Below are 24345 nucleotides of genomic sequence, written 5' to 3' on the forward strand. Positions count from 1 at the left end.
TAAGTTTTATATTTATTTTAAATGATTACGATAAATAAAATTGTAAAATTTGCATATGTTATTACATAATATTGAAAATGAATCAGAATATGATTCTAAATCTAAAAAAAATAATTATTTATATTATGAATCATCAGATTTTAAACCTTTAATTGAAAAATATAATAGAATTAAATATTCTGTTACAGAATATATATATCTACTTACTGTAAAAAATGTAGTTTTATTTCCAGATGTAGTAATACCTATTACAGCTGTAAAACAAAAATCAATTAATTTATTTAAATCTGCATATTCTACTTATAAAAAAATTGGAATTTTAACTAAAAAATATTTTAATACTACATTTAATATTGCTAAATTCAATATTCCGACATTTAATATATATTCATTTAATATACCTAGATTTATATCTTCATTTAAGATTTATTCATTGAATAAGACTACATTTAATAATACCAATGACATATATTATATAGGTACAGTAGCTAAAATATTAAAATTATTAATAATGCCCGATGGCAATACTACTGTAATATTACAAGGTATTAGTAGATTTCAAATAATTAAACTAATACAAGTTTATCCTTATTTTAAGGCTGAAATAATAGATTTAAAAGACGAAAAACCCCAAAAAAAAGATAAAGAATATCTAATATTAATAGATTCTATTAAAGAAATAGCAATAAAAATTATACAAGATAATTATAATCTTCCTTCAGAATCTAGTTTTGCAATTAGTAATATAGAAAGTAAATCATTTCTTATAAATTTTGTTGCATATAATCTTAATATAGAAATTAATAATAAACAAATTCTTTTAGAATATGATTTTCTTAAACAAAGAGCAATAGAAACTTTTCGTTTTCTAAATATAGAATATGAAAAAATTAAATTAAAAAACGATATTCAATATCGTGTTAGATATGATATTGATCAACAACAAAAAGAATATTTTTTAAATCAACAAATAAAAGCTATTCAAGAAGAATTAGGAGATTTTTCATATGAAAAAGAAGTAGAGGTATTAAGAATTAAATCATATAAAAAGAATTGGTCTAAAGAAGCTCAAAATCAATTTGATAGAGAATTAAGTAAATTTCAACGTACTAATCCACAAATGCCAGAATATACAATATTACGTAATTATTTAGATTTAATGTTAGATTTACCCTGGAGAAAGTATTCTAAAGATAATTATGATTTATACCGTGCACAAAAAATACTTGATAAGGATCATTTTGGAATTGATAAAGTTAAAGAAAGAATAATAGAATATTTATCTGTTCTAAAACTTAAAGGAGATCTTAGGTCACCTATACTTTGTTTTTATGGACCACCAGGTATAGGTAAAACTTCTTTAGGAAGATCAATTGCTTCTGCATTAAATAGAAAATATGTTCGTATATCTTTAGGAGGATTAAATGATGAAGCTGAAATTAGGGGACATAGAAAGACTTATATAGGTGCTATGCCGGGAAGAGTATTACAATCAATAAAAAAAGCTGGAACATCTAATCCTGTGTTTGTATTAGATGAAATAGATAAAATGGGACTAGGGTCTCAAGGAAATACTTCTTCGGCAATGTTAGAAGTTTTAGATCCAGAGCAAAATAAAGAATTTTATGATAATTTTCTTGAAATGGGATATGATTTATCTAAGGTAATTTTCATTGCTACAGCCAATTCACTTTATACAATAAATATTGCTTTATTAGATAGAATGGAAATTATAGATATGAATGGATATACTGTTGAAGAAAAAATAGAAATTTCTAAAAAACATTTAATTCCTAAACAATTAAAAGAAAATGGCTTAAAAAGCAAGGATCTGATTTTAGGTGTAAAACAAATTGAAAAAATTATTGAAAGTTATACTAGAGAATCAGGGGTAAGATCTCTTGAAAAGAAGATTTCAAAAATTGTAAGATATGCTGCTAAAAATATTGCTATGAATAAAAAATATTTAAAACGTATAAATATGTCAAAAATAGAAGAAGTATTAGGACCACCTAATGATCCTGAGAAATATGAATTTATTCAAGTCCCTGGAGTAGTTACAGGATTAGCTTGGACTATTGTAGGAGGAGAGATTCTATATATAGAATCAACATTACTGAAAGGAAGAGGTAACTTGAGTATAACAGGAAATGTAGGAGAGGTTATGAAAGAATCTGCTACTATAGCTTTCAAATATATAAAATCTCATAATTATGAGTTTGGAATAGATGAAAAAATGTTTGAATTGTATAACATACATATTCATGTTCCAGAAGGAGGTGTTCATAAAGATGGCCCCTCTGCCGGAATAACTATGTTAACTTCTATAATATCTAGTTTTTTGAAAAAAAAAATACGTCCGTATTTAGCAATGACTGGTGAAATTACCCTTAGAGGAAAGGTACTTCCTGTAGGAGGAATTAAAGAAAAAATATTAGCAGCAAAAAGAGCTAATATAAAAGAAATTATTCTATCAAAAGCAAATAAAAAAGAGATTGATGATATCAAAAAAGTTTACTTAAAGGGACTAAAATTTCATTTTGTTAGTAAAATGAATGAAGTTATAGATTTATCTATTATAAAATAATATATAACATATGAAAAACTATCCTAAAAATATAGGAATAAATTTCCATGATCTTACAAAAAGATATGGAACTCCACTTTATGTATATGATGCAAATAAAATAGAATTTCAATATAAATTGATTAAAAAATCTTTTTTTTATATAGAAAATTTAAAAATAAATTATGCTTGTAAAGCAAATACAAATATAAGTATATTAAAATTTTTTAAAAAATTAGGTAGTGGATTAGATACTGTTTCGCTACAAGAAGTAGAAATAGGATTAAAAGCTGGATTTAAACCCAAAGAAATTATATATACGCCTAATGGGGTTTCTTTATCAGAAATAAAAAAAGCAATAAAAGCTGGTGTTCTAATTAACATAGATAATTTATCTCTTTTAGAACAAATAGGTCATGAAAATCCTAATTATCCTATAGGAATTAGAATAACCCCAAATATTATGGGGGGTGGAAATAAAAAAATTTCTGTAGGTCATATAAATTCAAAATTTGGAATATCATATTATCAATTACCTCATCTTAAAAGAATTGTTGAAAATACTGGAATTAAAGTTGAAGGAATACATATGCATACTGGTTCTGATATTATAGATCTTGAAGTGTTTTTACAAGGAGCTGATATTTTATTAAACGTAGCTAGTTCTTTCAATGAACTTAAATATATAGATTTTGGTAGTGGATTTAAAGTACCATATCATAAAAATGATACAAAAACAGATCTAGATATGTTAGGTGTTTTTTTTAAAAAAAAAATTTCAAGAGTTTGTAAAAATATAAAAATTTTTTTTGAACCTGGAAAATTTTTAGTTAGTGAATCAGGTTATTTTATAGTAAAGGTTAATGTGATTAAACATACAACTTCTACTGTATTTGCTTGTGTTGATTCTGGATTTAATCATTTTATACGTCCCATGTTTTATGATTCATATCATCAGATAGATAATCTTTCAAATCCATCAGGAAAATTACGTTTTTATACTGTAGTAGGATATATCTGTGAATCTGATACATTTTGTGTTAATAGAAAAATTAATGAAATAAGAGAAGGAGATATATTATGTTTTAGAAATGCAGGAGCTTATTGTTTTTCTATGTCATCTAACTATAATTCTCGTTATAGGCCTTCTGAAGTTATTATTTCTAATAATAAATATTTTCTTATTAGAAGAAGAGAAAATATGCAAGATTTACTAAAAAAAATGATTGAAATAGATATAGGATAGATGGCAGAGTGGGCTATTGCGGCGGTCTTGAAAATCGTTGAGTGTAAAACACTCCGGGGGTTCAAATCCCTCTCTATCCGCTAAAATAGATAATCATTTAATAATGGCAGGTAATAATTTTGGAAAATTATTTAGAGTTACTACTTTTGGTGAAAGTCATGGATATGCATTAGGAGGTATAATAGATGGATGTCCCTCAGGATTAAAATTAAATTTTGAAGAAATAAATAATGAATTAAATCGTAGAAAACCTGGGCAATCTTCAATTGTTACTCAAAGAAAAGAATCAGATGAAGTGATATTTTTATCAGGTATATTTAATGGTTTAACTACAGGTACTCCTATTGGATTCATAATAAAAAATAAAGATCATAATTCAAAAGATTATTTTAATCTAAAATCTATATATCGCCCATCTCATTCTGATTTTACATATTATAAAAAATATGGTATAAGAGATTATAGAGGGGGAGGGAGATCTTCTGCACGAGAAACAGTTTCTCGTGTAGTTGCTGGTGCAATAGCTAAACAATTATTAAAAATTTATAAGATTTTTATAAAAGCCTATGTTTCCTCTATAGGAAACTTAAATTTCAGTGAAAATTATAATAAACTTGATCTCTCTAAAATAGAGAATACACCTATACGTTGTCCTGATATAAAATTATCAGAAAAAATGATATATTATATTAATAATATACGTAAAAAAGGAGATACTATAGGAGGGATAATTACTTGTAATATAAAAAATGTACCTATTGGTATAGGTGAACCAGTTTTTGATAAACTTCATGCTGAATTAGGTAAAGCTATGCTGTCTATAAATGCTGTAAAAGTATTTGAATATGGAAGCGGATTTGTTGGAACAAAAATTAAAGGATCTAATCATAATGATATATTTACTAATAATGAAACTACTAAAACAAATTTTTCTGGAGGAATACAAGGTGGATTATCTAATGGTATGGATATTTATTTCAACGTAGGGTTTAAACCAGTAGCTACTATTATGAATAAGCAAAAAAGTATAGATATTAATTTTTTTAAACAAAAAATTTTGGTAAAAGGTCGTCATGATCCTTGTGTTTTACCTAGAGCTGTTCCTATTGTCGAGGCTATGTCTGCATTAGTTTTATATGATAATATGCTTAATAATAGAGTATATAAAATATAAAAATTTAATATGGAAAAAGGAAAAATTAAAGTAACAGTAGAAGATATTTTTCCTGTTATTAAAAAATTTTTATATTCAGATAATGAAATTTTTATAAGAGAGCTTGTTTCTAATGCAACTGACGCTATTTTAAAATTAAAAACTTTGATAAATTTAGGAAAATTTAATAAAAAAATAGATGATTTAATAATAGAAATTGTCATAGACAAGGAAAATCAAATTTTAAAAATTATAGATAATGGGATTGGAATGACTAAAAAAGAAGTAAAAAAATATATTAATCAAATTGCTTTTTCAGGTGCCGAAGAATTTTTAAGAAAATATAAAGATAAAAATAATGAATATATAATTGGTAATTTTGGATTAGGATTTTATTCATCTTTTCTGGTTTCTGATAAAGTAGAAATAATATCTAAATCTTATAAAGATTATGAAGATGCCATACATTGGATATGTGATGGAACTACTAATTTTTCTATTAAAAATATAGATAAACCTAAATCAGGGACTGAAATAAGACTTCATATTAATGATAGTTCTAAAGAATTTTTAGAAGAAAATAAAATAAAAGAATTACTAATTAAATACTGTAAATTTATGCCTATTCCTATAAAATTAGGAGAACGTGAAGTAAATAACCCATATCCTTTGTGGGTAAAAAATCCAATAAATGTAAAAGATGAAGAATATATAAATTTTTATAAAGAACTTTATCCCCTGCAAATTGCAGATCCTTTATTTTGGATCCATTTAAATATAGATCATCCTTTTAAACTAACTGGTGTACTTTTTTTTCCAAAAATTAAAAATCAAATAGAAATCCAAAGAGATAAGATACAATTATATAAAAATAAAGTATATGTTACAGATAATTTAGAAGGTATAGTACCAGATTTTCTTAATCTTTTACAAGGTGTAATTGATTCTCCAGATATTCCACTTAATGTATCTAGATCTTATCTTCAATCAGATTCATCTGTAAAACAAATTTCAGGTTATATTACAAGAAAAGTAGCTGAGAAGCTTGAAAATATGTGTAAAAATAATCGTGAAGATTTTGAAAACAATTGGGAGGATATCAAAATCATTATAGAATATGGAATGATTAGCGACTCAAATTTTTATTCAAAAGCAAAAAAATTTGCTTTATATCCTGATATAAATAAGAAATCTTTTCTATTAGAAGAATATATAAAAAAAGCAAAGAAATTTAAAAATAATAAAATTATTTGTTTTTATACTTCTAACATAGAAAATCAAAATTCTTATATAAAAACAATAAAAAATAAAGGATATAAAATTTTATTACTAGATAGTCCTATTGTTGGACATTTACTACAAAAAATAGAAATGGATTATAAAAATCTAAATTTTTTTAGAGTAGATTCAGATCAAATAGATCAAATTTTAAAAAATGAAAATCAAAATATTTCTAACCTTTCAAAAGAAGAAACAAATATTTTAGAAAATATTTTAAAAACAAATATTGACAATCATAAATTTATAATAAAAATAGAAGATTTATCTGATTTTTCATTACCATTTCTTATAACTGTTCCTGAATTTATTAGACGTATGAAAGAAATAAGTATGACTGGGAATAATCTGTTTAATATTAACAATCTTAATTCTAAATATAATCTTATTGTTAATAAAAATCATAAATTGATAAAAAAAATAATAAATGAAAAAGATTTAAATATTAAAAAAAATCTTATAAAGAATTCATTACATTTGATAATGTTATCACAAAATCTATTAAGAGGGAAAGAATTAACAGATTTTATCTATAACAGTTTTGAAATGCTTTCAAAATAATCATATGATTTTACAAATCAGATTTCCACAATCATCTACATTTAATAATGTAACATTTTTAATGTTATTTACTAAATCTGATTTCCAAATTGTTTTAGTTCTAATATAATTATCTGTATATCCATATATATATCCTGATTTATTTTTATTTTCGAATAAAACATTACTTTTTTTGTTTATTTGTTTTATATAAAATATTTTTTTTTTTTCTTTTGAAAGTCTTATAAAGATTTTATTTCTTTTATAACGTATTTTTTTAGGAATTGAATTATTCATAATAAAAGCTTTTGTATTTATTCTTTCAGAATAAGAAAATACATGTAAATAAGAGATATTTATTTCAGATAATAATGAATAAGTTTCTATAAAATTTTTTTCTTTTTCTCCTGGAAATCCTACTATTACATCTGAGCCTATACAAGCAAAGGGCATAATATTTAATATTTTTTTTATTCTTTCTAAATAAAGATTTTTAGAATACCTTCTTTTCATTTTATTTAATATTTCATCACTACCAGATTGTAACGGTATATGAAAATGATTAACAAAAATCTTACTTTTATATATAAAATTAATTATATCATCACTTAATAAATTAGGTTCAATTGATGAAATTCTAATTCTAAAATCATCCTGTTCAGTAAGAGATGACTCCATAGTTTTAATTAATTCTAATAAATTATGTTTTCCATAATCTCCTATATTAACACCAGTTAATACTATTTCTTTTATACCTTGTTTAATCAGATTTTTAGCATAAAAAATAATATTTTTGATATTATCAGATATTGAAAAACCTCTAGCTTTAGGTATAGTACAGTAACTACATTTATAATCACAACCATCTTGTATTTTTAAATAAGAACGTGTATGATTTAATCTTGAATATGATGGAATATAAAGATTCTTATCTTTTAAAGAAAGATATTTATTTTTATAAATTTTTTTTAAATGATTAATTATATTAAATTTTTCTTTTGATCCAATGATTAAATCTATCCCAGAGATTAATGAGATTTCTTTTGGATTTACTTGTGAATAACAACCTATAGCTACTATAAATGCGTTAACATTATTATTAATAGCAATACGTACAAGTTTTTTTAGTTCTTTTTCAGCATTTTTTGTTACTGAACATGTATTTATTATGTATAAATCAGCATAAGATATAAATTTTACATATTCATATCCTTTTTTTAAAAATTTATTTATTATTGTATCTGTTTCTGCAAAATTTAGTTTACATCCTAATGTATAAAAAGCAACTTTATTTAACATTTATTTAAAAATTTAAATTAATGAATTATTCATTTTACAATGAAAAAAAAATGTTAAAGACAATTTATTTAAATTATAAAAAAAATTATTAAATAATTTAAAAGCTTTTATTTTATAAATAATAATTGGATCTTTTTGTTCATAAACTGAATATTGTGAATATTTGATTAAATCTTCCATATTATGGATATGGGTTTTCCATTTCTCATCTATAAAATATAGGATTATTTTTTTTTCAAGATTATTTATAATTTTGTATAAATTATTTTCCTCTTTCAAGAAAAGGATTCTATCATTTATATCATATGTAAAATATGATTTTCTTTTTTTTTTTTTACAACAAAATTTTTGATATGATTTTATATAAATAAGTTTTGATAAAATTTTATTTTTTCTAATATTATAATATTTATTTATTTTATAATATAATTTTTTTTTTATATCTTTTTTTTTTAAAAAAGTATTATAACTAATAATATTTTTAATATTCAAAATATTGAATAATTCTTCCTCAAACTCCATTTGATATTCATTATTTGATTTACATTTACTATCTATCTTATCAACAATATTATATATTATATATGATGATAAATTTATATTTAATGCATTTCGGCGAAAAGCCGATAGAAATTTTCTTTGTTCATTTATTACAGAATCATATTCTAACAAACGTTTTCTAATACTAAAGTTATTTTCTTCTATTTTTTTTTGAGCAAGTTGTATAGAGTTACTAACCCCAGTTAGATACTCTCCTTTTTTATGACCTAATTTATCAAGTATTGTTGATATACGGTCTAATCCAAAAATACGCATTAAATCATCTTCCAATGATAAATAAAATTTAGAACTCCCAGGATCTCCTTGACGCCCAGTACGACCTATTAATTGTCTATCAATACGTCTTGAATCATGTCTTTCAGTCCCAATTATAGCTAATCCACCTATTTTTTTTACTTCATCAGAAATTTTTATATCTGTTCCTCTCCCTGCCATATTAGTTGCAATCGTTACTATACCAGATTTTCCAGCTTCTTCAATTATATAAGCTTCTTTTTTATGATGTTTTGCATTTAAAACATTATTCTTAATATTTCTAATATTTAATGACCTACTTATAAGTTCAGAGATTTCAACAGAAGTTGTTCCAACTAATACAGGTCTTTTTTCATTTTTTGATAAAAAAATTATTTCATTTATAATTGCATTATATTTTTCTTTTTTAGTTCTAAAAAGAATATCTTCATAATTTTTTATTATAATTGGTTTATTGGTAGGAATAATTACTACGTCAAGATTATAAATTTTAATAAATTCTTCATATTCTGTTTCAGCAGTTCCCGTCATACCTGATAGTTTTTTATACATTCTAAAATAATTTTGCAATGTAATAGTAGCTAGTGGTTGGCTTGAATTTTCTATATTTACATTTTCTTTAGCCTCCAATGCTTGATGTAAACCATCTGAATAACGTTTTTCCTCTATAATTCTACCTGTTTGTTCATCTACTATTTTAACTTTATTATCTATAACTAGATAATGTATATTTTTATAAAATAATGTGTAAGCTTTAATTAATTGATTGACAGTATGTATTTTCTCATATTTATTATAATAATTAGTTATTAATTCATTTTTTATAATTTCTTTTTGTGTTTTAGAAATTTTTAGACTTTCTAAGTCAATAAATTTTTCCTGTATATCAGGAAGTATAAAAAAATTAGGATCATTCATTTCTTCAGAAAGAAAATTCATTCCTTTTTCCGAAAACTCTACAGTATTATTTTTTTCATTTATAACAAAAAATAAATCTGAATCAACTAGATTTTTATTATTATCTTGCATATAATAATATTCAGTATCTTCTAATATTTTTCTATTTTTTTTTTCTCCTAAAAACTTAATAAGAGGTTTATATTTAGGTAAACCTCTATAAACTTTAAGAAGGTTTAATCCACCTTCTTTTTCATTCCCTGAAATAATTTTCTCACGAGATAAATTAAAAATTTTATTTAAAAAATAAAGTTGTTTCTTAAACAGTTTTTTTACTTTGTCTTTTAACAAATAATAATTTGAATTAACTTGCCCTGATACCCCTGATATTATTAATGGTGTCTGGGCTTCATCTATTAAAACAGAATCTATTTCATCTAGAATTGCATAATTCAATTCTCTTTGTATTAAGTTTTTACATGAATAAACCATATTATCACGTAAATAATCAAATACAAATTCATTATTTGTACCATATGTAACATCTGCTTCATATGCTTTACGACGTAAATATGAATTTTTTTTATATAAATCTATACAATCTACAGTTAAACCATGAAATTCCATAATAGGGGCCATCCATTCACTATCACGTTTAGCTAAATATTCATTTACGGTTACTACATGAACTCCTTTTCCAGTAAGAGCATTTAAATAAATAGGTAAAGTAGCTACTAAGGTTTTACCTTCACCAGTATACATTTCTGCTATTTTTCCTTGATGTAATACAATCCCTCCCATTAACTGTACATCATAATGTATCATATTCCATATCAACTCTTTACCCATATAACTCCATTTATTATTCCAAATAGTTTTTCCTCCTCTTAATTCTAAATAAGATCTACTTTTAGAAAGTCTATAATCTAATTCATTAGATGTAACTATTATTTGTTGATTTTCTTTAAACCTTTTTGCTGTTTCTTTTACTACTGCAAATGCTTCAGGAAGTAATTCTAGTAAAATTTTTTCTTCTTCTTTAGAAATCTGATTTTGAATTTCTTCTATTTCAGATAGAAGAAATTGATTTTCATGCATTTCCTCAATAGAAATAAAATTTTTATAAATTAGTTTTTTTTGTAAACCAAATTTTTTTTCATAAAGAGATTTGGTTTTTTTTTTTATTCTTCTTTTAAAATAAAAAGTTTTATTTCTTAATTCATCATTTGAATATAATTTTAACTTACCCCCAAAAAAATTTATTTTGTTTAAAACAATTTTTAATTCTTTAATTTCTATTTTATTTTTTTTTTTAAAAAAATAATTAATTATATTATTTATATATATCATCTATTTGAAAAGTTTTTAATATTCATCTTTATTAAAAACTACTATAACTTATATATTTAAATATAATAATATTTAAATATAATAATATTTAATAAATATGATTAATAAAATTAATTTTAGAAAATTAAATTCTGGAGATAATATAACAGTTTATTATTCAATAATTGAAGGAGAAAAGAAAAGAATACAATCCTTTAAAGGAGTAATAATTAAAATTAAATTACAAACTTTTACTGTACGTAAAATTAGTGGAGAAATAGGTGTAGAAAGAATATTTAATATTAATCAAACTTCAATAAAAAAAGTTATTTTAAATAAAAAAGGTAAAGTACGTAAATCTAAAATTTATTATTTTATAAAATTAAAAGGCAAAAAAGCTAAAATTAAAGAAAAATAATATATGTCATTAAAAATAACAGAAAAATGTATTAATTGTGGTGCTTGTGAACCAGAATGTCCTAATAATGCAATTTATGAAGGATCTAAAGAATGTACAGATGGAACTAAAAAAAATTATTACTATTTTATAGTCCCAGAAAAATGTACAGAATGTTTAGGATTTTATGATGAACCTCAATGTGCTTCTGTATGTCCAGTAGATTGTTGTATCTTAGATGAAGAAAATCATGAATCTGAGGAAGACCTTTTTAAAAAAATAAATTACGTTAGAAATTTGGATATATGCAAACAGTCCTAATAAGATGATTGAAAATGATAAAAAAATATACTGTTATAAGAGGACTTAAAAATGCTAAAATATATCATACATTATTAATGATAGTACCTTTTCTATTAAGTATAATATATGTATTTATAACATATAAAAGTATTATTAATAATTCCTACAATTAGTCATTTAAAAAATAAATATCATGAGCTCAATATAGCTAGGTTTTATAAATTTAATAACCACTTTTTAAAAGTGTCATATTTATTACTCAATTGTATACTTTTTTTTTCTTTTTTTAGAAGCTTTATTACTTTCTTTTCTAAAGAAATTTTTTTATCTATTCCCTTAGGAATTTTATCTAAAAATTTCACTGGATCTGCTGTTGATAAAAAAATATTTTTTTGATTATTTTTTTTATTATTTTTTTTATTTTTAATAAATTGTTTTAAACCTAAATATCCAATTGCACTATGTGGATCCATAATATATTTATAATTTTCCCAAATTGATTTTATAATCTCAAATGTTTCTTTATCAGAAAAAGAATATGCAGATACAAGTTTTTTTATATTATTTACATTTTTAAACATGTACATTATACGACTAAAATTACTTGGATCAGATATATCCATAGCATTAGAAATTGTTTCTTGTGTAGGATATGGATTATAAATCCCTGTTCTTAACAATCTGGGAATTGTGTCATTTATATTTGTAGCTGCAATAAACTGTTTTACTGGTAAACCCATTTTAAATGCTATTAACCCTGCACATAGATTTCCAAAATTACCACTAGGTATAGAAATAATAAGTTTATCATGAATTGGAAGTAAAAGTTTATAACACATAAAATAATAAAATATTTGAGATAGTAAACGTGCAATATTTATTGAATTTGCTGAGGTTATAAATAAATTTTCACGTATTTGGTTGTCAGAAAAAGCTTTTTTTACCAACATTTGGCAGTCATCAAAATTACCTTTTATTTCTAAAGCTAGAATATTATTTCCTAATGTTGTAATCTGTTTTTCTTGTAAAATACTTATTTTAGAAGAAGGATATAATATAACTACTTTTACACCATCAATTTTATTGAAAGCATTAGCTACTGCAGCTCCTGTATCACCAGAAGTAGCAGTAAGTATTATAATGTTTTTACTAAGTTCTTTACAAAAATATTTTATACATCCTGACATAAATTTTACCCCTATATCTTTAAAAGCCATAGTAGGTCCTAAAAATAACTCTAATGAGTAAATATTATCATAAATATTATTAAGATTTATTTTAAAATTTACTGTATTAGATATTATATTTAATAATTCTTTATGTGGAATTTCATTTCCAATGAAAGGTTGGATTACTTCCATCATTAAATTATGTTCATCATAATTTGATATATTTTTTATAATTTTTTTGTTTAAAACTGGTAAATTTTCAGGAAAATACAAACCTTTTTCTGGACTTTGTCCAGTTAAAACAGCTTCCTTAAAAGAAACTTTATAGTTAAAATTTTTTAAACTTTTATACAGCATAATCTAATTTAGATTAATTCATAATATACAATTCCAGTTCTATTAATAGAAGAAGTATAAATTTTATAATTTAATTCTAATTTAGAATAAATATGTTCCATAACATTAGTTACTAATTCTGCTTTTTTTTTTCCATTACTTAACATAAATACAGAAGGGCCAGAACCAGAAATTCCTCCCCCTAAAGCACCTATTGATTTACATTTAATTTTTAATTCATTAAAAGCTGGTATTAATATAGCACGTATAGGTTCTATAATTACATCATCTAATGATCTACTTATCATATCATAATCTTCTTTATATAATCCTGCTATTAAAGCACCTAAATTACCCCATTGTTTGATTGCCTCAGTAATTAATATTTTATGTTTTAATATCTCTCTCGCATCAGATGTTTTTATTTCTATTTCTGGATGAAGAATACTAACCCAAATCTTATCTGGTGAACGTAAAGAAATTATATCTAAGGGTTTATAACTTCTAATTAATGTTATTCCTCCAATAATAGCTGGAGCAACATTATCTGCATGAGGAACCCCTCCAGCTAATCTTTCACCTTCCATAGCAAATTTAATTAAATCTTTTTTTTTAAAAGTATTTCCTAATAAATAGTTAGCTCCTACTACAATTCCTGCTGCACTAGCTGCACTAGAACCTATACCACTTCCTGGTTGTATATTTTTAGAAATTTCTATATCAAATCCTATATTTGATTTCTTAATCTTATTTAATAAAGCTTGTAAGGCAATACTAATTACATTTTTTTTTATATTTTTAGATAAATTAGCTCCAAAAATTTTTTGTATTCTTATTCCAGGTATATCTGTTATTTTTATTATGATTTCATCATTAGGTATATTTACGGCTAAGCCTAGAACATCAAATCCACAAACTATATTTGCTATAGTTGCAGGAGCAATTACTTTTATTATATTCATTTGAATCTCTTTTAAGATTTACTAGCTTTAATTATATCTGACAATACTCCAGATGCAGTAACCTCGGCACCTGCCCCGGCACCTTTTATAATTAAAGGTTGTTCACTATATCTATGTGTATTATATAATACCATATTATCTTTACCTTCAAGGTTAAAAAATGGATGATCAACTCCTATTGACTTTAAACCTACATATGCATTCCCATTTTCATATTTAGCTATAAAACGTAATTTTTTACCTGTTTTAACAGTTTTTTCACGTATTTCATAAAAATAATTATTATATTTTTCTAAAATAGAATAAAAATTATCTATTGAAGTAGATTTTAAACATTCTTCAGGTAAAAAATTTGTTTTATATATATTTTCTAATTCTAGATTAGATCCACATTCACGAGCTAATATCAAGATTTTTCTCATTACATCTATTCCACTAAGATCTAGACGTGGATCTGGTTCTGTATATCCAAACTTTTGTGCTTCTATTACAACTTCAAAAAAGTTTTTATTATAAATAAATTTATTAAAAATAAAATTTAAACTACCAGAAAGTACAGCCTCAATTTTATATATTTTATCGCCACTATTTATTAAATCATTAAGTGTACTAATAACAGGTAAACTAGCTCCTACATTAGTTTCAAATAAAAATGGGGAATTAAAATTTATTGATAATTCTTTAAGTTTTTTATAATAATAATAATTTGATGAACATGCTATTTTATTACATGTAATAACACCTATTCCTTTCTTTAAAAAATTTTCATATATCATAGCAATATTACTATCTGCAGTATTATCAACAAATATACTATTTCTAAGATTCATTTCATACATTATTTCAATAAATCTTTTTAAATACATATCATAAGAACTATTTTTTAAATAACATTTATATTTATTTATATTTATTCCATTTTTTTTAAAAATCATTTTTTTACTATTTGCTAAACCAATTACTCTTAATTGAATTTTAAATTCTTTATTTAAATATTTTTTTTGTTGATTTATTTGACCTAAAAGATTACTTCCTACTTTTCCTAATCCTATTATAAATAAATTTATTTGTTTACTGGGGGTTTCAAAAAATTCTTCATGTAAAAGATTTAGTGCCTTTTTTAAATCTGGTTTTTTTATAACAACTGAAATATTTTTTTCAGTTGAGCCTTGAACTATAGCTCGTATATTAATACTATTTTTCCCCATAGCACTAAATATTTTACCACTTGTCCCATGCTTCATATTTTCTCCTACAATAGCTATAATACATAAATCTTTTTCTAGATAAAGGGGTTCTATACTTTTATTAGATATTTCTCTGTAAAATTCATTATCAATAACTATTTTAGCTTTTAAAACATCATTATCATGTATACCTACAGCAATAGAATGTTCTGATGAACTTTGGGTAATTAATACTACATTAATTCGTTTCTCTGAAAGAGTCTTAAAAAGTCTTTTAGAATAACCAGGTATTCCTACCATTACACTACCTTCTAATGTTATTAATGATATTTGTTTCATTACAGAAATTCCAGTTACAGTCTTTTTTTTAATAAAACTTATATTCTTTATAAAAGATCCTGTTTTTTTTTCTTCAAAAATACTTTTAATTTTTATAGGTATATTTTGTTCTATAACTGGTTGTAAAGTTGGAGGATATATTATTTTAGCACAAAAATGTGACAACTCCATTGCTTCTTCATATGATATATTTTTTATAGTATAAGCTTGTGATACTAATTTAGGATCAGCTGTCATTATACCATTTACATTTGTCCATATTTCTAATAAATCTGCTTTTAAAGCAGAAGCAACAATACATGCTATATAGTCTGAACCCCCTATTCCTAATGGAGTAGTTTTTACTTCTGATGAAAAAGCTATAAAACCTGGCAATATAATATATTGTGATTTTTCTTTTTTAAAAAAAGAAATAATTTTAGAATTACTTTTTTTTAAAAAAAAATTTGCACATCCAAACTCATAATCTTTTCTAATTAATTCTCTACTATCTTTCCATTTTACTTTTAAATCAAATTCTTTAATTTTTTCTGCTATTAAATAAGACGAATTTATCACTCCAAAACTAATTATATTATCTAATGAATCTTTTGATAATTCTTCTACTTGAAAGATTCCATCACATAAATTTTCTAATATATTTAGATTTATTTTTAATCTACTAATTAGACAACTTTGGTTTTGTTTTAAAAACAATTCATGTATTATATTTATATGTTTATATTCTATTAATTCTAATATTTTTTTGTAATCATTATTTCTTTTATAAGCTAATTCCCCACATTTAATTAAATTATTTGTAATATTATATATAGCAGATATAATTATAGCATATTTTACATTATTTTTATAATTAATTAAAAAATTACATATTTTTTTTAGTGATTCACTATCAACTAGTGAACTACTTCCAAACTTTAATACTTTTATAGCATTCGCCATTAGGTTTTAATATTTAATAGACTTTATTTCGTGATCACGACAGGATTTGAACCTGCAACATACTGCTTAGAAGGCAATTGCTCTATCCAATTGAGCTACGTGACCCATAAGTCGTATGTATTATATTTAAAGTCGGGATGATAGGATTCGAACCTACGACCTCCTGGTCCCAAACCAGGTGCGATTACCGTACTACGCTACATCCCGTTGCGGAGAGTGTGAGATTTGAACTCACGAAGCATATAGCTGACAGTTTAGCAAACTGTTCCGTTAACCCCCTCCGGCAACTCTCCTATATAGATTTTATTCTAAATAATAATTCTTTTTTATAATTTTCCCAATTAGTTATTTTTTTTTTATAAACTCCAGACTTGATAGCTGCTTTTGCAACAGCTGGAGCTACAGATTTTATTAATCTTTTATCAAAAGGTTTTGGAATAATATAATTTTTCCCAAATACAAGATTTTTATCATTATAAATCATTTTTATTTTTTTGGGGACTGGCTTTTTAGCTATATTAGCTATAGCTTTTATAGCTGCTAATTTCATTTCTTCGTTAATTATAGTTGCCTTTACATCTAAAGCACCTCTAAATATATATGGAAATCCTAAAACATTATTAACTTGATTTGGATAATCACTTCTACCAGTAGCGATAATAATATCAGGACGTATTTTTATTGCCAGATTATAATCTATTTCTGGCTCTGGATTTGCCATAGCAAAAACTATAGGATTTTTTGCCATACTAATGATCATTTCTTTAGTTAAAAGATTTCCAACAGATAAACCTATAAATATATCTGCATTTTTAATTACTTCATCTAAAGTTTTTAATTCAGTATTAATAGCAAATTCTAATTTTTCTTTATTAAGATCTTTTCTTAAAGTATTTATTACTCCATTTCTATCACACATAATAATATTTTCAGGTTTTACTCCTAATTTTTTATAAATTCTTGTGCAAGAAATAGCTGCGGAACCTGCTCCATTAACTACCATTTTTACTTTTTTTATATCTTTATTAACTAATTCTATAGCATTAATTAATGCTGCACCTGATATAATAGCAGTTCCATGTTGATCATCATGCATAATTGGAATATTTAATTCTTTTTTTAATCTATTTTCTATTTCAAAAGCTTCTGGAGCTTTAATATCTTCTAAATTTATTCCCCCAAAAGTTGGTGCAATAGATTTTACTATTTTTATAAATTTTTCTACATCTGTTTCAGATATTTCTATATCAAATACATCAATTCCAGAAAAAATTTTAAATAAAAGAGCCTTACCTTCCATTACTGGTTTAGAGGCAAGGGCACCTATATTTCCTAACCCTAATACAGCTGTTCCGTTTGTTATTACAGCTACTAAATTACCTTTATTTGTATATTTATAGACTTTTTGGGGATTATGTGATATTTCTTTGCAAGGTGCTGCTACTCCAGGTGAGTAAGCTAAAGATAAATATTCTTTAGTTTTATATCCTTTAGTCGGTGAAATTTTTATTTTTCCAGAAGGAAATTGACTATGATAGTCTAAAGCTTTTTTTTTAAAATTATCTAATTTATTCATAATTAATTGTTTTGTAAATAAATTGTAAATAATGATGATTCAAGAGGAGAAATGTTATATTTTTTTTCTCATATTCTTTTAATTGGTTTCTATATGCTATTTTATATTAGTTGCAAAATTTGTAAATAAAAAAGAATAAAAATATATTTAAACCACCATTTAGGAATGTACTATAGCACTCATCTATTATTATACCTAAAGTATGAATCAATTGGGAACAAACCTGTTTTATAAAAAATTGTTATCTTAGAAAGTATAGATTATATAAAATCCTTTATTCCCTAAAATCTGTATAACATTACCATATATAAAAGTAGTAGCTAATACAACAATTGAAGATATTATTTTATAGTTTATGTATCTAAATAAGAGAAATCATATGAATCTTCAGAAGAGAACGAACTATTCTTTATCTTATTTAAGTCTAAATAAAATTTTTATAGGAATACCTGTAAAATGAAATTTTTCTCTTATATTATTTTCTATAAATCTTTTATATGATTCTTTTATATGATTTGGATAATTAGTAAAAAATATAAATTGAGGATTATATGTTGGTATTTGACTACAATATTTTATTTTAATAAATTTACCATTTATTGTTGGGTGAGGATTTTTATTTAAAATAGGTAATATAATTTTATTAAGTAAACTTGTTTTTATTCTTAATCTTAAATTAAATGTAATTTTAACTGCAGTTTTTATAGATTTGATTATATCTTTTTTTGTAAAAGATGAAGTAAAAAATATAGGAACATCCTTAAAAGGAGCTATTATTTTTTTTATTTTATTTTCATAACTATTTATTAAATAATTATCATTATTATTGAATATATCCCACTTATTTATTAATAAAACTATACCTTTATTATTATTCTCAATTATTTTAAATATATTAATATCTTGAGATTCAAAACCAGATTTACTATCTATTATTAGTAGAGATACATCTGAATTCTGTATAGATTTAATTGCTCTCATTACAGAATAAAACTCTATATCTTCTTTTATCTTTTTTTTTTTTCTAATACCAGCAGTATCTACTAATATACATTCAATTCCAAATTTTGAATATAAAACATCTATACTATCTCTTGTTGTGCCAGAAATGTTTGTAACAATATTTTTATTTTTATTCAGTAGTGTATTTATTAAAGTTGATTTTCCTACATTAGGACGTCCTACTATAGCTATTCTAGGAATATTTTTTTTATATATTTTTATATTTTTATCAAAATTTGATACTATTGAATCTAATAATTTCTCGGTTCCAGTTCCATTAATAGATGATATACAATATGTTTTTGTAATACCAAATTTACAATATTTGTAAGTATTATATATATTTTTATATATATCTATTTTATTTATTACTAAATAAATACTCTTTTTTAGTTTACGTATCATTTTTGATATATCGTAATCAATACCTAAAATCTCATTGCTGGGATCTACTAAAAAAAGTATAACATCTGATTCTGCTAATGCAAACAAAAATTGTTCACATATTTTTTTATCAAAAATATTTTTTGATTCATTTGTATACCCTCCTGTATCTATTAAACAAAATTCTATACCATTCCAATTGCAAAAACCATAATTTCTATCTCTAGTTATTCCACTTTTAGAATTAACTATAGATTTTTTATATCCTATAAAATGGTTAAAAAGTGTAGATTTTCCTACATTAGGACGTCCTACTATAGAAACTATTTTAGTCATTTTAAAAATATATGTTTATATGCATTGTAAGATGATCTTACTAATGGACCACTTTCTACATATCGAAAACCCATATCTAATGCAATATTTTCATATTTTTTAAATATATAAGGTGGGATAAATTTTTTTACATAAAAATGTTTAATAGAAGGAGATAAATATTGTCCTATAGTAATTATATCAATATTAGCATTTCTACTATCTTTTAAAGTTTGTATAACCTCTTCTTCCGTTTCACCTAATCCTAACATTATTCCAGTTTTTGTTCTTATATTACTTATAAGTTTTATATATTTTAATACATTAATACTACGATCATACTTAGCTTGAGTACGTACTTTTTTAGTTAATCTACGTACAGTTTCTATATTATGTGATATAACCTCTGGTTTTTCATTTACAATAATATTTATTAAATCTTTTCTACCTTTAAAATCAGGAATTAATGTTTCTAGTGAGATTTTATCGTTTATATTTTTTATCGCTTTTATTGTTTTTCCCCATATCATTGCTCCCATATCTTTTAAATCATCTCGATCTACTGATGTAATTACTGCATGTTTAATTTTCATAATTTTTATATTATTAGCAATTTGTTTTGGTTCATAAAAATCAATTTTATTGGGTTTTCCTGTTTTTACTCCACAAAATTTACATGATCTTGTACAGATATTTCCTAATATCATAAAAGTTGCTACTCCTTGTTCCCAACATTCAGCTATATTAGGACAACTACCACTTTTACAAATAGTATTTAAATTATTAGAATTTGAGATTTTATATATATTATTATATTTATCCCCTATTGGGAATTTAACACGTAACCATTTAGGTTTAAAATTTATATTTTTGTTTTTTTTCATCACTTACAGTAAGTTTTTTTCTTTTTTTATTTCTTCTTCTTGCTAATAATTTTCGTCCATTTTTACTACTCATTCTTTTTCTAAAACCATGATTATTTAGTCTTTTAATATTAGAGGGTTGATAAGTTCTTTTCATTACATTAAAATTTTTTTAAGCTTTAAACCGTATTGTTTATACAATAAAATTCTATGTATATATATTTATATATAATTAAATTATTATTTATATGAGTATATTAGTTAATAAATTTTCTAAGATTATAGTACAAGGCTTTACAGGAAAAGAAGGATCATTTCATTCTCATAAAATGATATCTTATGGAACTCCAATAATGGGAGGTGTCACTCCAGGAAAAGGAGGTAAAATTCATTTAGGAAAACCTATATTTAATACAGTAGAAGAAGCTGTAAAAAAACTTAATGCTAATATTAGTATATTATTTGTTCCACCTATGTTTGCATATGATGCAATTATTGAATCAATATATTCAGGTATAAAAATCATAATATGTATTACTGAAGGTATTCCTATTTCCGATATGCTAAAAATAAAAAATATTATTAATAAAAAAAAAAATTGTATCTTAATAGGACCAAATTGTCCTGGAATAATAACACCTAATGAGGCTAAAGTAGGAATCATGCCTGGATTTATTTTTAAAAAAGGAAGAGTAGGAATTGTTTCTAAATCAGGTACTCTTACCTACGAAGCAGCTAATCAAGTTGTAAAATCAGGATATGGAATATCTACAGCTGTTGGAATAGGGGGAGATCCGATTATAGGAACCTCAATGAAATCTATTATATCAGAGTTTTTTAATGATTCTGAAACTGACATCATAGTTATGATAGGAGAAATAGGGGGTAAATTAGAAATAAATGCTGCAAAATGGATTAAAAATCAAAAAAAAAAAAAACCTGTATTAGGTTTCATTGCAGGCCAAACTGCCCCAAAAGGCAGAACTATGGGACATGCTGGAGCAATAGTAGGCGAAAAAAATGAGACTGCTATTTATAAAATAAATATGCTTAAAAAATGTGGAATAAAGATAATAAAATCTCCTTCTAAAATAGGAGATGAAGTATTTCAAATACTTAAATAAATGTTTTAGATTGCAATAATGTTATTTAGTTACGAGACTAACTCCAATAAGATTCCCTATAATCAATTGTAATGTATTCATATGAATAAATAAAAATGAATAAAATTGCATTATCTATTTTTTTCTATATTTCGTACATGGAGAGGTTTACAAGATAATAATCACTGAATTTTGAGTTCACTACCATTTTCGTCATACAGGCTAAGGCTGCTAATAAGCTAGTCATCCGTTGTCACGCAGTGCGGGTAAAGGGATTTGAACCCCCATATCCGTAAAGATACTAGATCCTAAATCTAGCGTGTATACCTATTTCACCACACCCGCAATGATTTACTTTTTAGTTTTATGTCTATTTTTTCTACTTCTTTTTTTACGTTTATGTGTTGATATTTTTTTTTTTTTTCTTTTTTTTCCGTTTGGCATATATTTTATAATTTTATAATACCTGATATACTTTATTAATTATATCAGATACTGTAAAAGTAATTCCTTTTATTTTATTTAGAGCTATTGGATAAATTAAAAATTTATCACGTATAATATTACTTAATTGACCATTATTTATTTCAGGAATCATAATTTTATCAAAATTATAGATTATATCTTTAATCCCATTAGGAAATGGATATATAGATTCTATATGCAGACTAGATACAGAATATCCTTTTATAATCAGTTTCTTTACTGCTTCTGTTATACATCCATAAGTTGACCCCCAACTTAATATCAGAAGTTTTCCTTTTTTTTTTCCTATATTTATTTTTTTAAAAGGTAAATATTTTTTTATTTTATTTATTTTCTTCTGACGATTTTTTACCATAAATTCATGATTTTCTTCTTCTGAAGATACATTTCCTGTTAAATTTTCTTTTTCTAATCCTCCAATGAGATTTTCATAGCCTATATTCCCTGGAGGAACCCAAAATCTGATTCCGTTTTTATTTCTTTCATATGGAAGTTTATAATTTTTATAATTATAATTAACTTTTATTTTCTTTAAATCTTTCCCTTTAGGTAATTTACATGTTTCATAGCTATTTGCTAAATATCCATCACTAAGTATTATAACTGGAGTCATATATTCTATAGCAATTTTACAAGCAATAAAAGAGATATAAAAACAGTTAGAAGGAGATTTAGAAGCAAGTATTGGAATAGGACATTCTCCATGTCTTCCATAAAAAGCTTGCATTAAATCTGATTGTTCTGTTTTAGTAGGTAATCCTGTAGAAGGACCAGCACGTTGAACATTTATTACTACTAATGGTAATTCTAGCATAAAACATAAACCTAATCCTTCTTGTTTAAGTGACATTCCAGGACCTGAAGTTCCAGTAACCCCTAAATTTCCTGAATAAGAAGCTCCTATTGCTGAGGTTATAGCTGAGATTTCATCTTCAGCTTGAAATGTTTTTATTCCATATTTAGATATATTATTGAATATTTCTGAAGCTGGAGTAATAGGATACCATGAATAAAACATATTTATGTTAGCTTTTTTACAAGCTGCAATCATTCCTAATGAAATACCTTCGTTACCATTTAGATTTCTATATCTACCCGATTTTTTTTTATAATAAAAAATTCTAAATTTTTCTGTATAAAAACATTTTTTTTTTCCAAAAAAATATCCAAATTTTAATATTTTTAAATTATATTTTAATATATTCTCTTTTTTAGAGAGAAAAACATTTTTTTTTATTGAAAAATTATATAACCAACAGAAAAATCCTAAAACAAACATATTCTTAAATAAAAAACATTTTTTATTATTAATATTTAGATTTATTTTATAAAGATAAGATGAAATCTTTAAACAAAAGACTTTATATTTTTTTAAAGGATTTTCTAAATATCCGGCTAATTTTAATTGTTTTTTGTTAAACCCAGAAATATCAGCAATAATTATTCCTCCAACTTTTAATTTATTTAATTTTTTTTTCAATAAAAATGCATTCATTACTACTAATACATCATATTTTTCTCCTGTATAAGAAATCTGTTTATTGCTAATATGTATTTTAAACCCAGAAAAACCAGCACGTATTTCAGCAGTAAAATCTGATAAAGTGCTTATATAATTACCTGATGAGTTACATGTATCTGATAATTTCTTACCAAGAAATTGTATTCCATCCCCAGAATTTCCCGCAAAAAGTATGATTACATTATTTAATAAGCTAGTCATAGTTATAAATAATTTTAGCTATCCTACTCTTTATTATTTTTTAATACAACCTTTAAAGATTTTGCCATTCGGTTCTTTTTTAGTAGAAAAGAATGACATATAATTCCTACTAACATCTGATATTATTTGAGGGG

18 protein-coding genes and 5 tRNA genes are annotated in these 24345 nt (G+C 23.8%); 9 read left to right on the forward strand and 14 right to left on the reverse strand.

Annotated features, from left to right (window positions below; all coding sequences use genetic code 11):
• Window positions 1–55 precede the first annotated feature (55 nt).
• From lon to htpG, 5 genes are all read left to right on the forward strand, one after another.
• Window positions 56–2587, forward strand: coding sequence for an endopeptidase La (gene lon, locus CA211_RS00570; protein WP_237985476.1), 2532 nt, complete (start codon window positions 56–58; stop codon window positions 2585–2587).
• A gap of 10 nt (window positions 2588–2597) precedes the next feature.
• The gene (gene lysA / locus CA211_RS00575) at window positions 2598–3812 is read left to right on the forward strand and encodes a diaminopimelate decarboxylase (protein ID WP_094248545.1); all 1215 of its coding nucleotides are present in this window, start codon (window positions 2598–2600) and stop codon (window positions 3810–3812) included.
• Window positions 3807–3892, forward strand: a tRNA-Ser gene (locus tag CA211_RS00580). The genes lysA and CA211_RS00580 overlap by 6 nt, the downstream gene beginning before the upstream one ends.
• A gap of 23 nt (window positions 3893–3915) precedes the next feature.
• On the forward strand, window positions 3916–4986 hold the full coding sequence (aroC, locus tag CA211_RS00585; protein ID WP_094248546.1) for a chorismate synthase: 1071 nt from the start codon (window positions 3916–3918) through the stop codon (window positions 4984–4986).
• Between the two features lie 9 nt (window positions 4987–4995).
• Entirely contained in the window at window positions 4996–6804 is a 1809-nt protein-coding gene (htpG, locus tag CA211_RS00590; protein ID WP_094248547.1) for a molecular chaperone HtpG, read from the forward strand.
• On the opposite strand, the gene mtaB is transcribed toward htpG, so the two are convergent.
• Both mtaB and CA211_RS00600 read right to left on the reverse strand, forming a co-directional pair.
• Window positions 6805–8082 carry a tRNA (N(6)-L-threonylcarbamoyladenosine(37)-C(2))-methylthiotransferase MtaB gene (mtaB, locus tag CA211_RS00595; RefSeq protein WP_094248548.1) on the reverse strand — a complete coding sequence of 426 codons (1278 nt, stop codon included), beginning with the start codon at window positions 8080–8082 and terminating at the stop codon, window positions 6805–6807.
• Window positions 8083–8094: 12 nt separating this feature from the next.
• Entirely contained in the window at window positions 8095–11145 is a 3051-nt protein-coding gene (locus CA211_RS00600) for a preprotein translocase subunit SecA (RefSeq protein WP_094248549.1), read from the reverse strand.
• Between the two features lie 97 nt (window positions 11146–11242).
• On the opposite strand from CA211_RS00600, the gene rplS reads away from it, so the two are divergent.
• From rplS to CA211_RS00615, 3 genes are read left to right on the forward strand one after another with little or no spacing between them, the layout of a single operon-like run.
• Entirely contained in the window at window positions 11243–11542 is a 300-nt protein-coding gene (gene rplS, locus CA211_RS00605; protein WP_094248550.1) for a 50S ribosomal protein L19, read from the forward strand.
• Between the two features lie 3 nt (window positions 11543–11545).
• The gene (locus tag CA211_RS00610; protein WP_094248551.1) at window positions 11546–11842 is read left to right on the forward strand and encodes a YfhL family 4Fe-4S dicluster ferredoxin; all 297 of its coding nucleotides are present in this window, start codon (window positions 11546–11548) and stop codon (window positions 11840–11842) included.
• Between the two features lie 14 nt (window positions 11843–11856).
• A complete protein-coding gene (locus CA211_RS00615; protein WP_237985477.1) occupies window positions 11857–11997 on the forward strand; it encodes a hypothetical protein in 141 nt (46 codons plus the stop codon).
• Between the two features lie 42 nt (window positions 11998–12039).
• On the opposite strand, the gene thrC is transcribed toward CA211_RS00615, so the two are convergent.
• The 10 genes from thrC to rpmH form a co-directional block, all read right to left on the reverse strand.
• Entirely contained in the window at window positions 12040–13350 is a 1311-nt protein-coding gene (thrC, locus tag CA211_RS00620) for a threonine synthase (RefSeq protein ID WP_094248552.1), read from the reverse strand.
• Window positions 13351–13358: 8 nt separating this feature from the next.
• Window positions 13359–14291 carry a homoserine kinase gene (locus CA211_RS00625; protein ID WP_094248553.1) on the reverse strand — a complete coding sequence of 311 codons (933 nt, stop codon included), beginning with the start codon at window positions 14289–14291 and terminating at the stop codon, window positions 13359–13361.
• 11 nt (window positions 14292–14302) lie between these two features.
• A complete protein-coding gene (gene thrA / locus CA211_RS00630; protein ID WP_192940291.1) occupies window positions 14303–16759 on the reverse strand; it encodes a bifunctional aspartate kinase/homoserine dehydrogenase I in 2457 nt (818 codons plus the stop codon).
• A 31-nt stretch (window positions 16760–16790) separates the two neighbouring features.
• A tRNA-Arg gene (locus tag CA211_RS00635) sits at window positions 16791–16864 on the reverse strand.
• 27 nt (window positions 16865–16891) lie between these two features.
• A tRNA-Pro gene (locus CA211_RS00640) sits at window positions 16892–16966 on the reverse strand.
• Between the two features lie 3 nt (window positions 16967–16969).
• Window positions 16970–17052, reverse strand: a tRNA-Ser gene (locus CA211_RS00645).
• Entirely contained in the window at window positions 17052–18335 is a 1284-nt protein-coding gene (locus CA211_RS00650; protein WP_094248554.1) for a malic enzyme-like NAD(P)-binding protein, read from the reverse strand. The genes CA211_RS00645 and CA211_RS00650 overlap by 1 nt, the downstream gene beginning before the upstream one ends.
• A 414-nt stretch (window positions 18336–18749) precedes the next feature.
• On the reverse strand, window positions 18750–20057 hold the full coding sequence (gene der, locus CA211_RS00655) for a ribosome biogenesis GTPase Der (RefSeq protein ID WP_094248555.1): 1308 nt from the start codon (window positions 20055–20057) through the stop codon (window positions 18750–18752).
• Window positions 20054–20920, reverse strand: coding sequence for a lipoyl synthase (gene lipA, locus CA211_RS00660; RefSeq protein ID WP_094248556.1), 867 nt, complete (start codon window positions 20918–20920; stop codon window positions 20054–20056). The genes der and lipA overlap by 4 nt, the downstream gene beginning before the upstream one ends.
• Window positions 20892–21056 (reverse strand): 50S ribosomal protein L34, encoded by a 165-nt coding sequence (gene rpmH / locus CA211_RS00665; RefSeq protein WP_012220950.1) that lies wholly within the window; start codon window positions 21054–21056, stop codon window positions 20892–20894. The genes lipA and rpmH overlap by 29 nt, the downstream gene beginning before the upstream one ends.
• 91 nt (window positions 21057–21147) lie before the next feature.
• Here rpmH and sucD point away from each other — a divergent pair, with 91 nt between their 5' ends.
• The gene (sucD, locus tag CA211_RS00670) at window positions 21148–22023 is read left to right on the forward strand and encodes a succinate--CoA ligase subunit alpha (RefSeq protein ID WP_094248557.1); all 876 of its coding nucleotides are present in this window, start codon (window positions 21148–21150) and stop codon (window positions 22021–22023) included.
• A 240-nt stretch (window positions 22024–22263) separates the two neighbouring features.
• On the opposite strand, the gene CA211_RS00675 is transcribed toward sucD, so the two are convergent.
• Together CA211_RS00675 and CA211_RS00680 are read right to left on the reverse strand one after the other, a co-directional pair.
• Window positions 22264–22347, reverse strand: a tRNA-Leu gene (locus CA211_RS00675).
• Window positions 22348–22459: 112 nt separating this feature from the next.
• Window positions 22460–24211 (reverse strand): 2-oxoacid:acceptor oxidoreductase subunit alpha, encoded by a 1752-nt coding sequence (locus tag CA211_RS00680; RefSeq protein ID WP_094248558.1) that lies wholly within the window; start codon window positions 24209–24211, stop codon window positions 22460–22462.
• Window positions 24212–24345 lie beyond the last annotated feature (134 nt).

This window comes from Candidatus Karelsulcia muelleri, assembly GCF_002243425.1.
GTDB lineage: Bacteria > Bacteroidota > Bacteroidia > Flavobacteriales > Blattabacteriaceae > Karelsulcia > Karelsulcia muelleri_E.

Bases quoted from the DNA above. Each gene is read 5' to 3' on its own strand.
- lon (WP_237985476.1), top strand. From the start codon at position 56: ATGTTATTACATAATATTGAAAATGAATCAGAATATGATTCTAAATCT.
- lysA (WP_094248545.1), top strand. From the start codon at position 2,598: ATGAAAAACTATCCTAAAAATATAGGAATAAATTTCCATGATCTTACA.
- aroC (WP_094248546.1), top strand. From the start codon at position 3,916: ATGGCAGGTAATAATTTTGGAAAATTATTTAGAGTTACTACTTTTGGT.
- htpG (WP_094248547.1), top strand. From the start codon at position 4,996: ATGGAAAAAGGAAAAATTAAAGTAACAGTAGAAGATATTTTTCCTGTT.
- mtaB (WP_094248548.1), bottom strand. From the start codon at position 8,082: ATGTTAAATAAAGTTGCTTTTTATACATTAGGATGTAAACTAAATTTT.
- CA211_RS00600 (WP_094248549.1), bottom strand. From the start codon at position 11,145: ATGATATATATAAATAATATAATTAATTATTTTTTTAAAAAAAAAAAT.
- rplS (WP_094248550.1), top strand. From the start codon at position 11,243: ATGATTAATAAAATTAATTTTAGAAAATTAAATTCTGGAGATAATATA.
- CA211_RS00610 (WP_094248551.1), top strand. From the start codon at position 11,546: ATGTCATTAAAAATAACAGAAAAATGTATTAATTGTGGTGCTTGTGAA.
- CA211_RS00615 (WP_237985477.1), top strand. From the start codon at position 11,857: ATGATAAAAAAATATACTGTTATAAGAGGACTTAAAAATGCTAAAATA.
- thrC (WP_094248552.1), bottom strand. From the start codon at position 13,350: ATGCTGTATAAAAGTTTAAAAAATTTTAACTATAAAGTTTCTTTTAAG.
- CA211_RS00625 (WP_094248553.1), bottom strand. From the start codon at position 14,291: ATGAATATAATAAAAGTAATTGCTCCTGCAACTATAGCAAATATAGTT.
- thrA (WP_192940291.1), bottom strand. From the start codon at position 16,759: ATGGCGAATGCTATAAAAGTATTAAAGTTTGGAAGTAGTTCACTAGTT.
- CA211_RS00650 (WP_094248554.1), bottom strand. From the start codon at position 18,335: ATGAATAAATTAGATAATTTTAAAAAAAAAGCTTTAGACTATCATAGT.
- der (WP_094248555.1), bottom strand. From the start codon at position 20,057: ATGACTAAAATAGTTTCTATAGTAGGACGTCCTAATGTAGGAAAATCT.
- lipA (WP_094248556.1), bottom strand. From the start codon at position 20,920: ATGAAAAAAAACAAAAATATAAATTTTAAACCTAAATGGTTACGTGTT.
- rpmH (WP_012220950.1), bottom strand. From the start codon at position 21,056: ATGAAAAGAACTTATCAACCCTCTAATATTAAAAGACTAAATAATCAT.
- sucD (WP_094248557.1), top strand. From the start codon at position 21,148: ATGAGTATATTAGTTAATAAATTTTCTAAGATTATAGTACAAGGCTTT.
- CA211_RS00680 (WP_094248558.1), bottom strand. From the start codon at position 24,211: ATGACTAGCTTATTAAATAATGTAATCATACTTTTTGCGGGAAATTCT.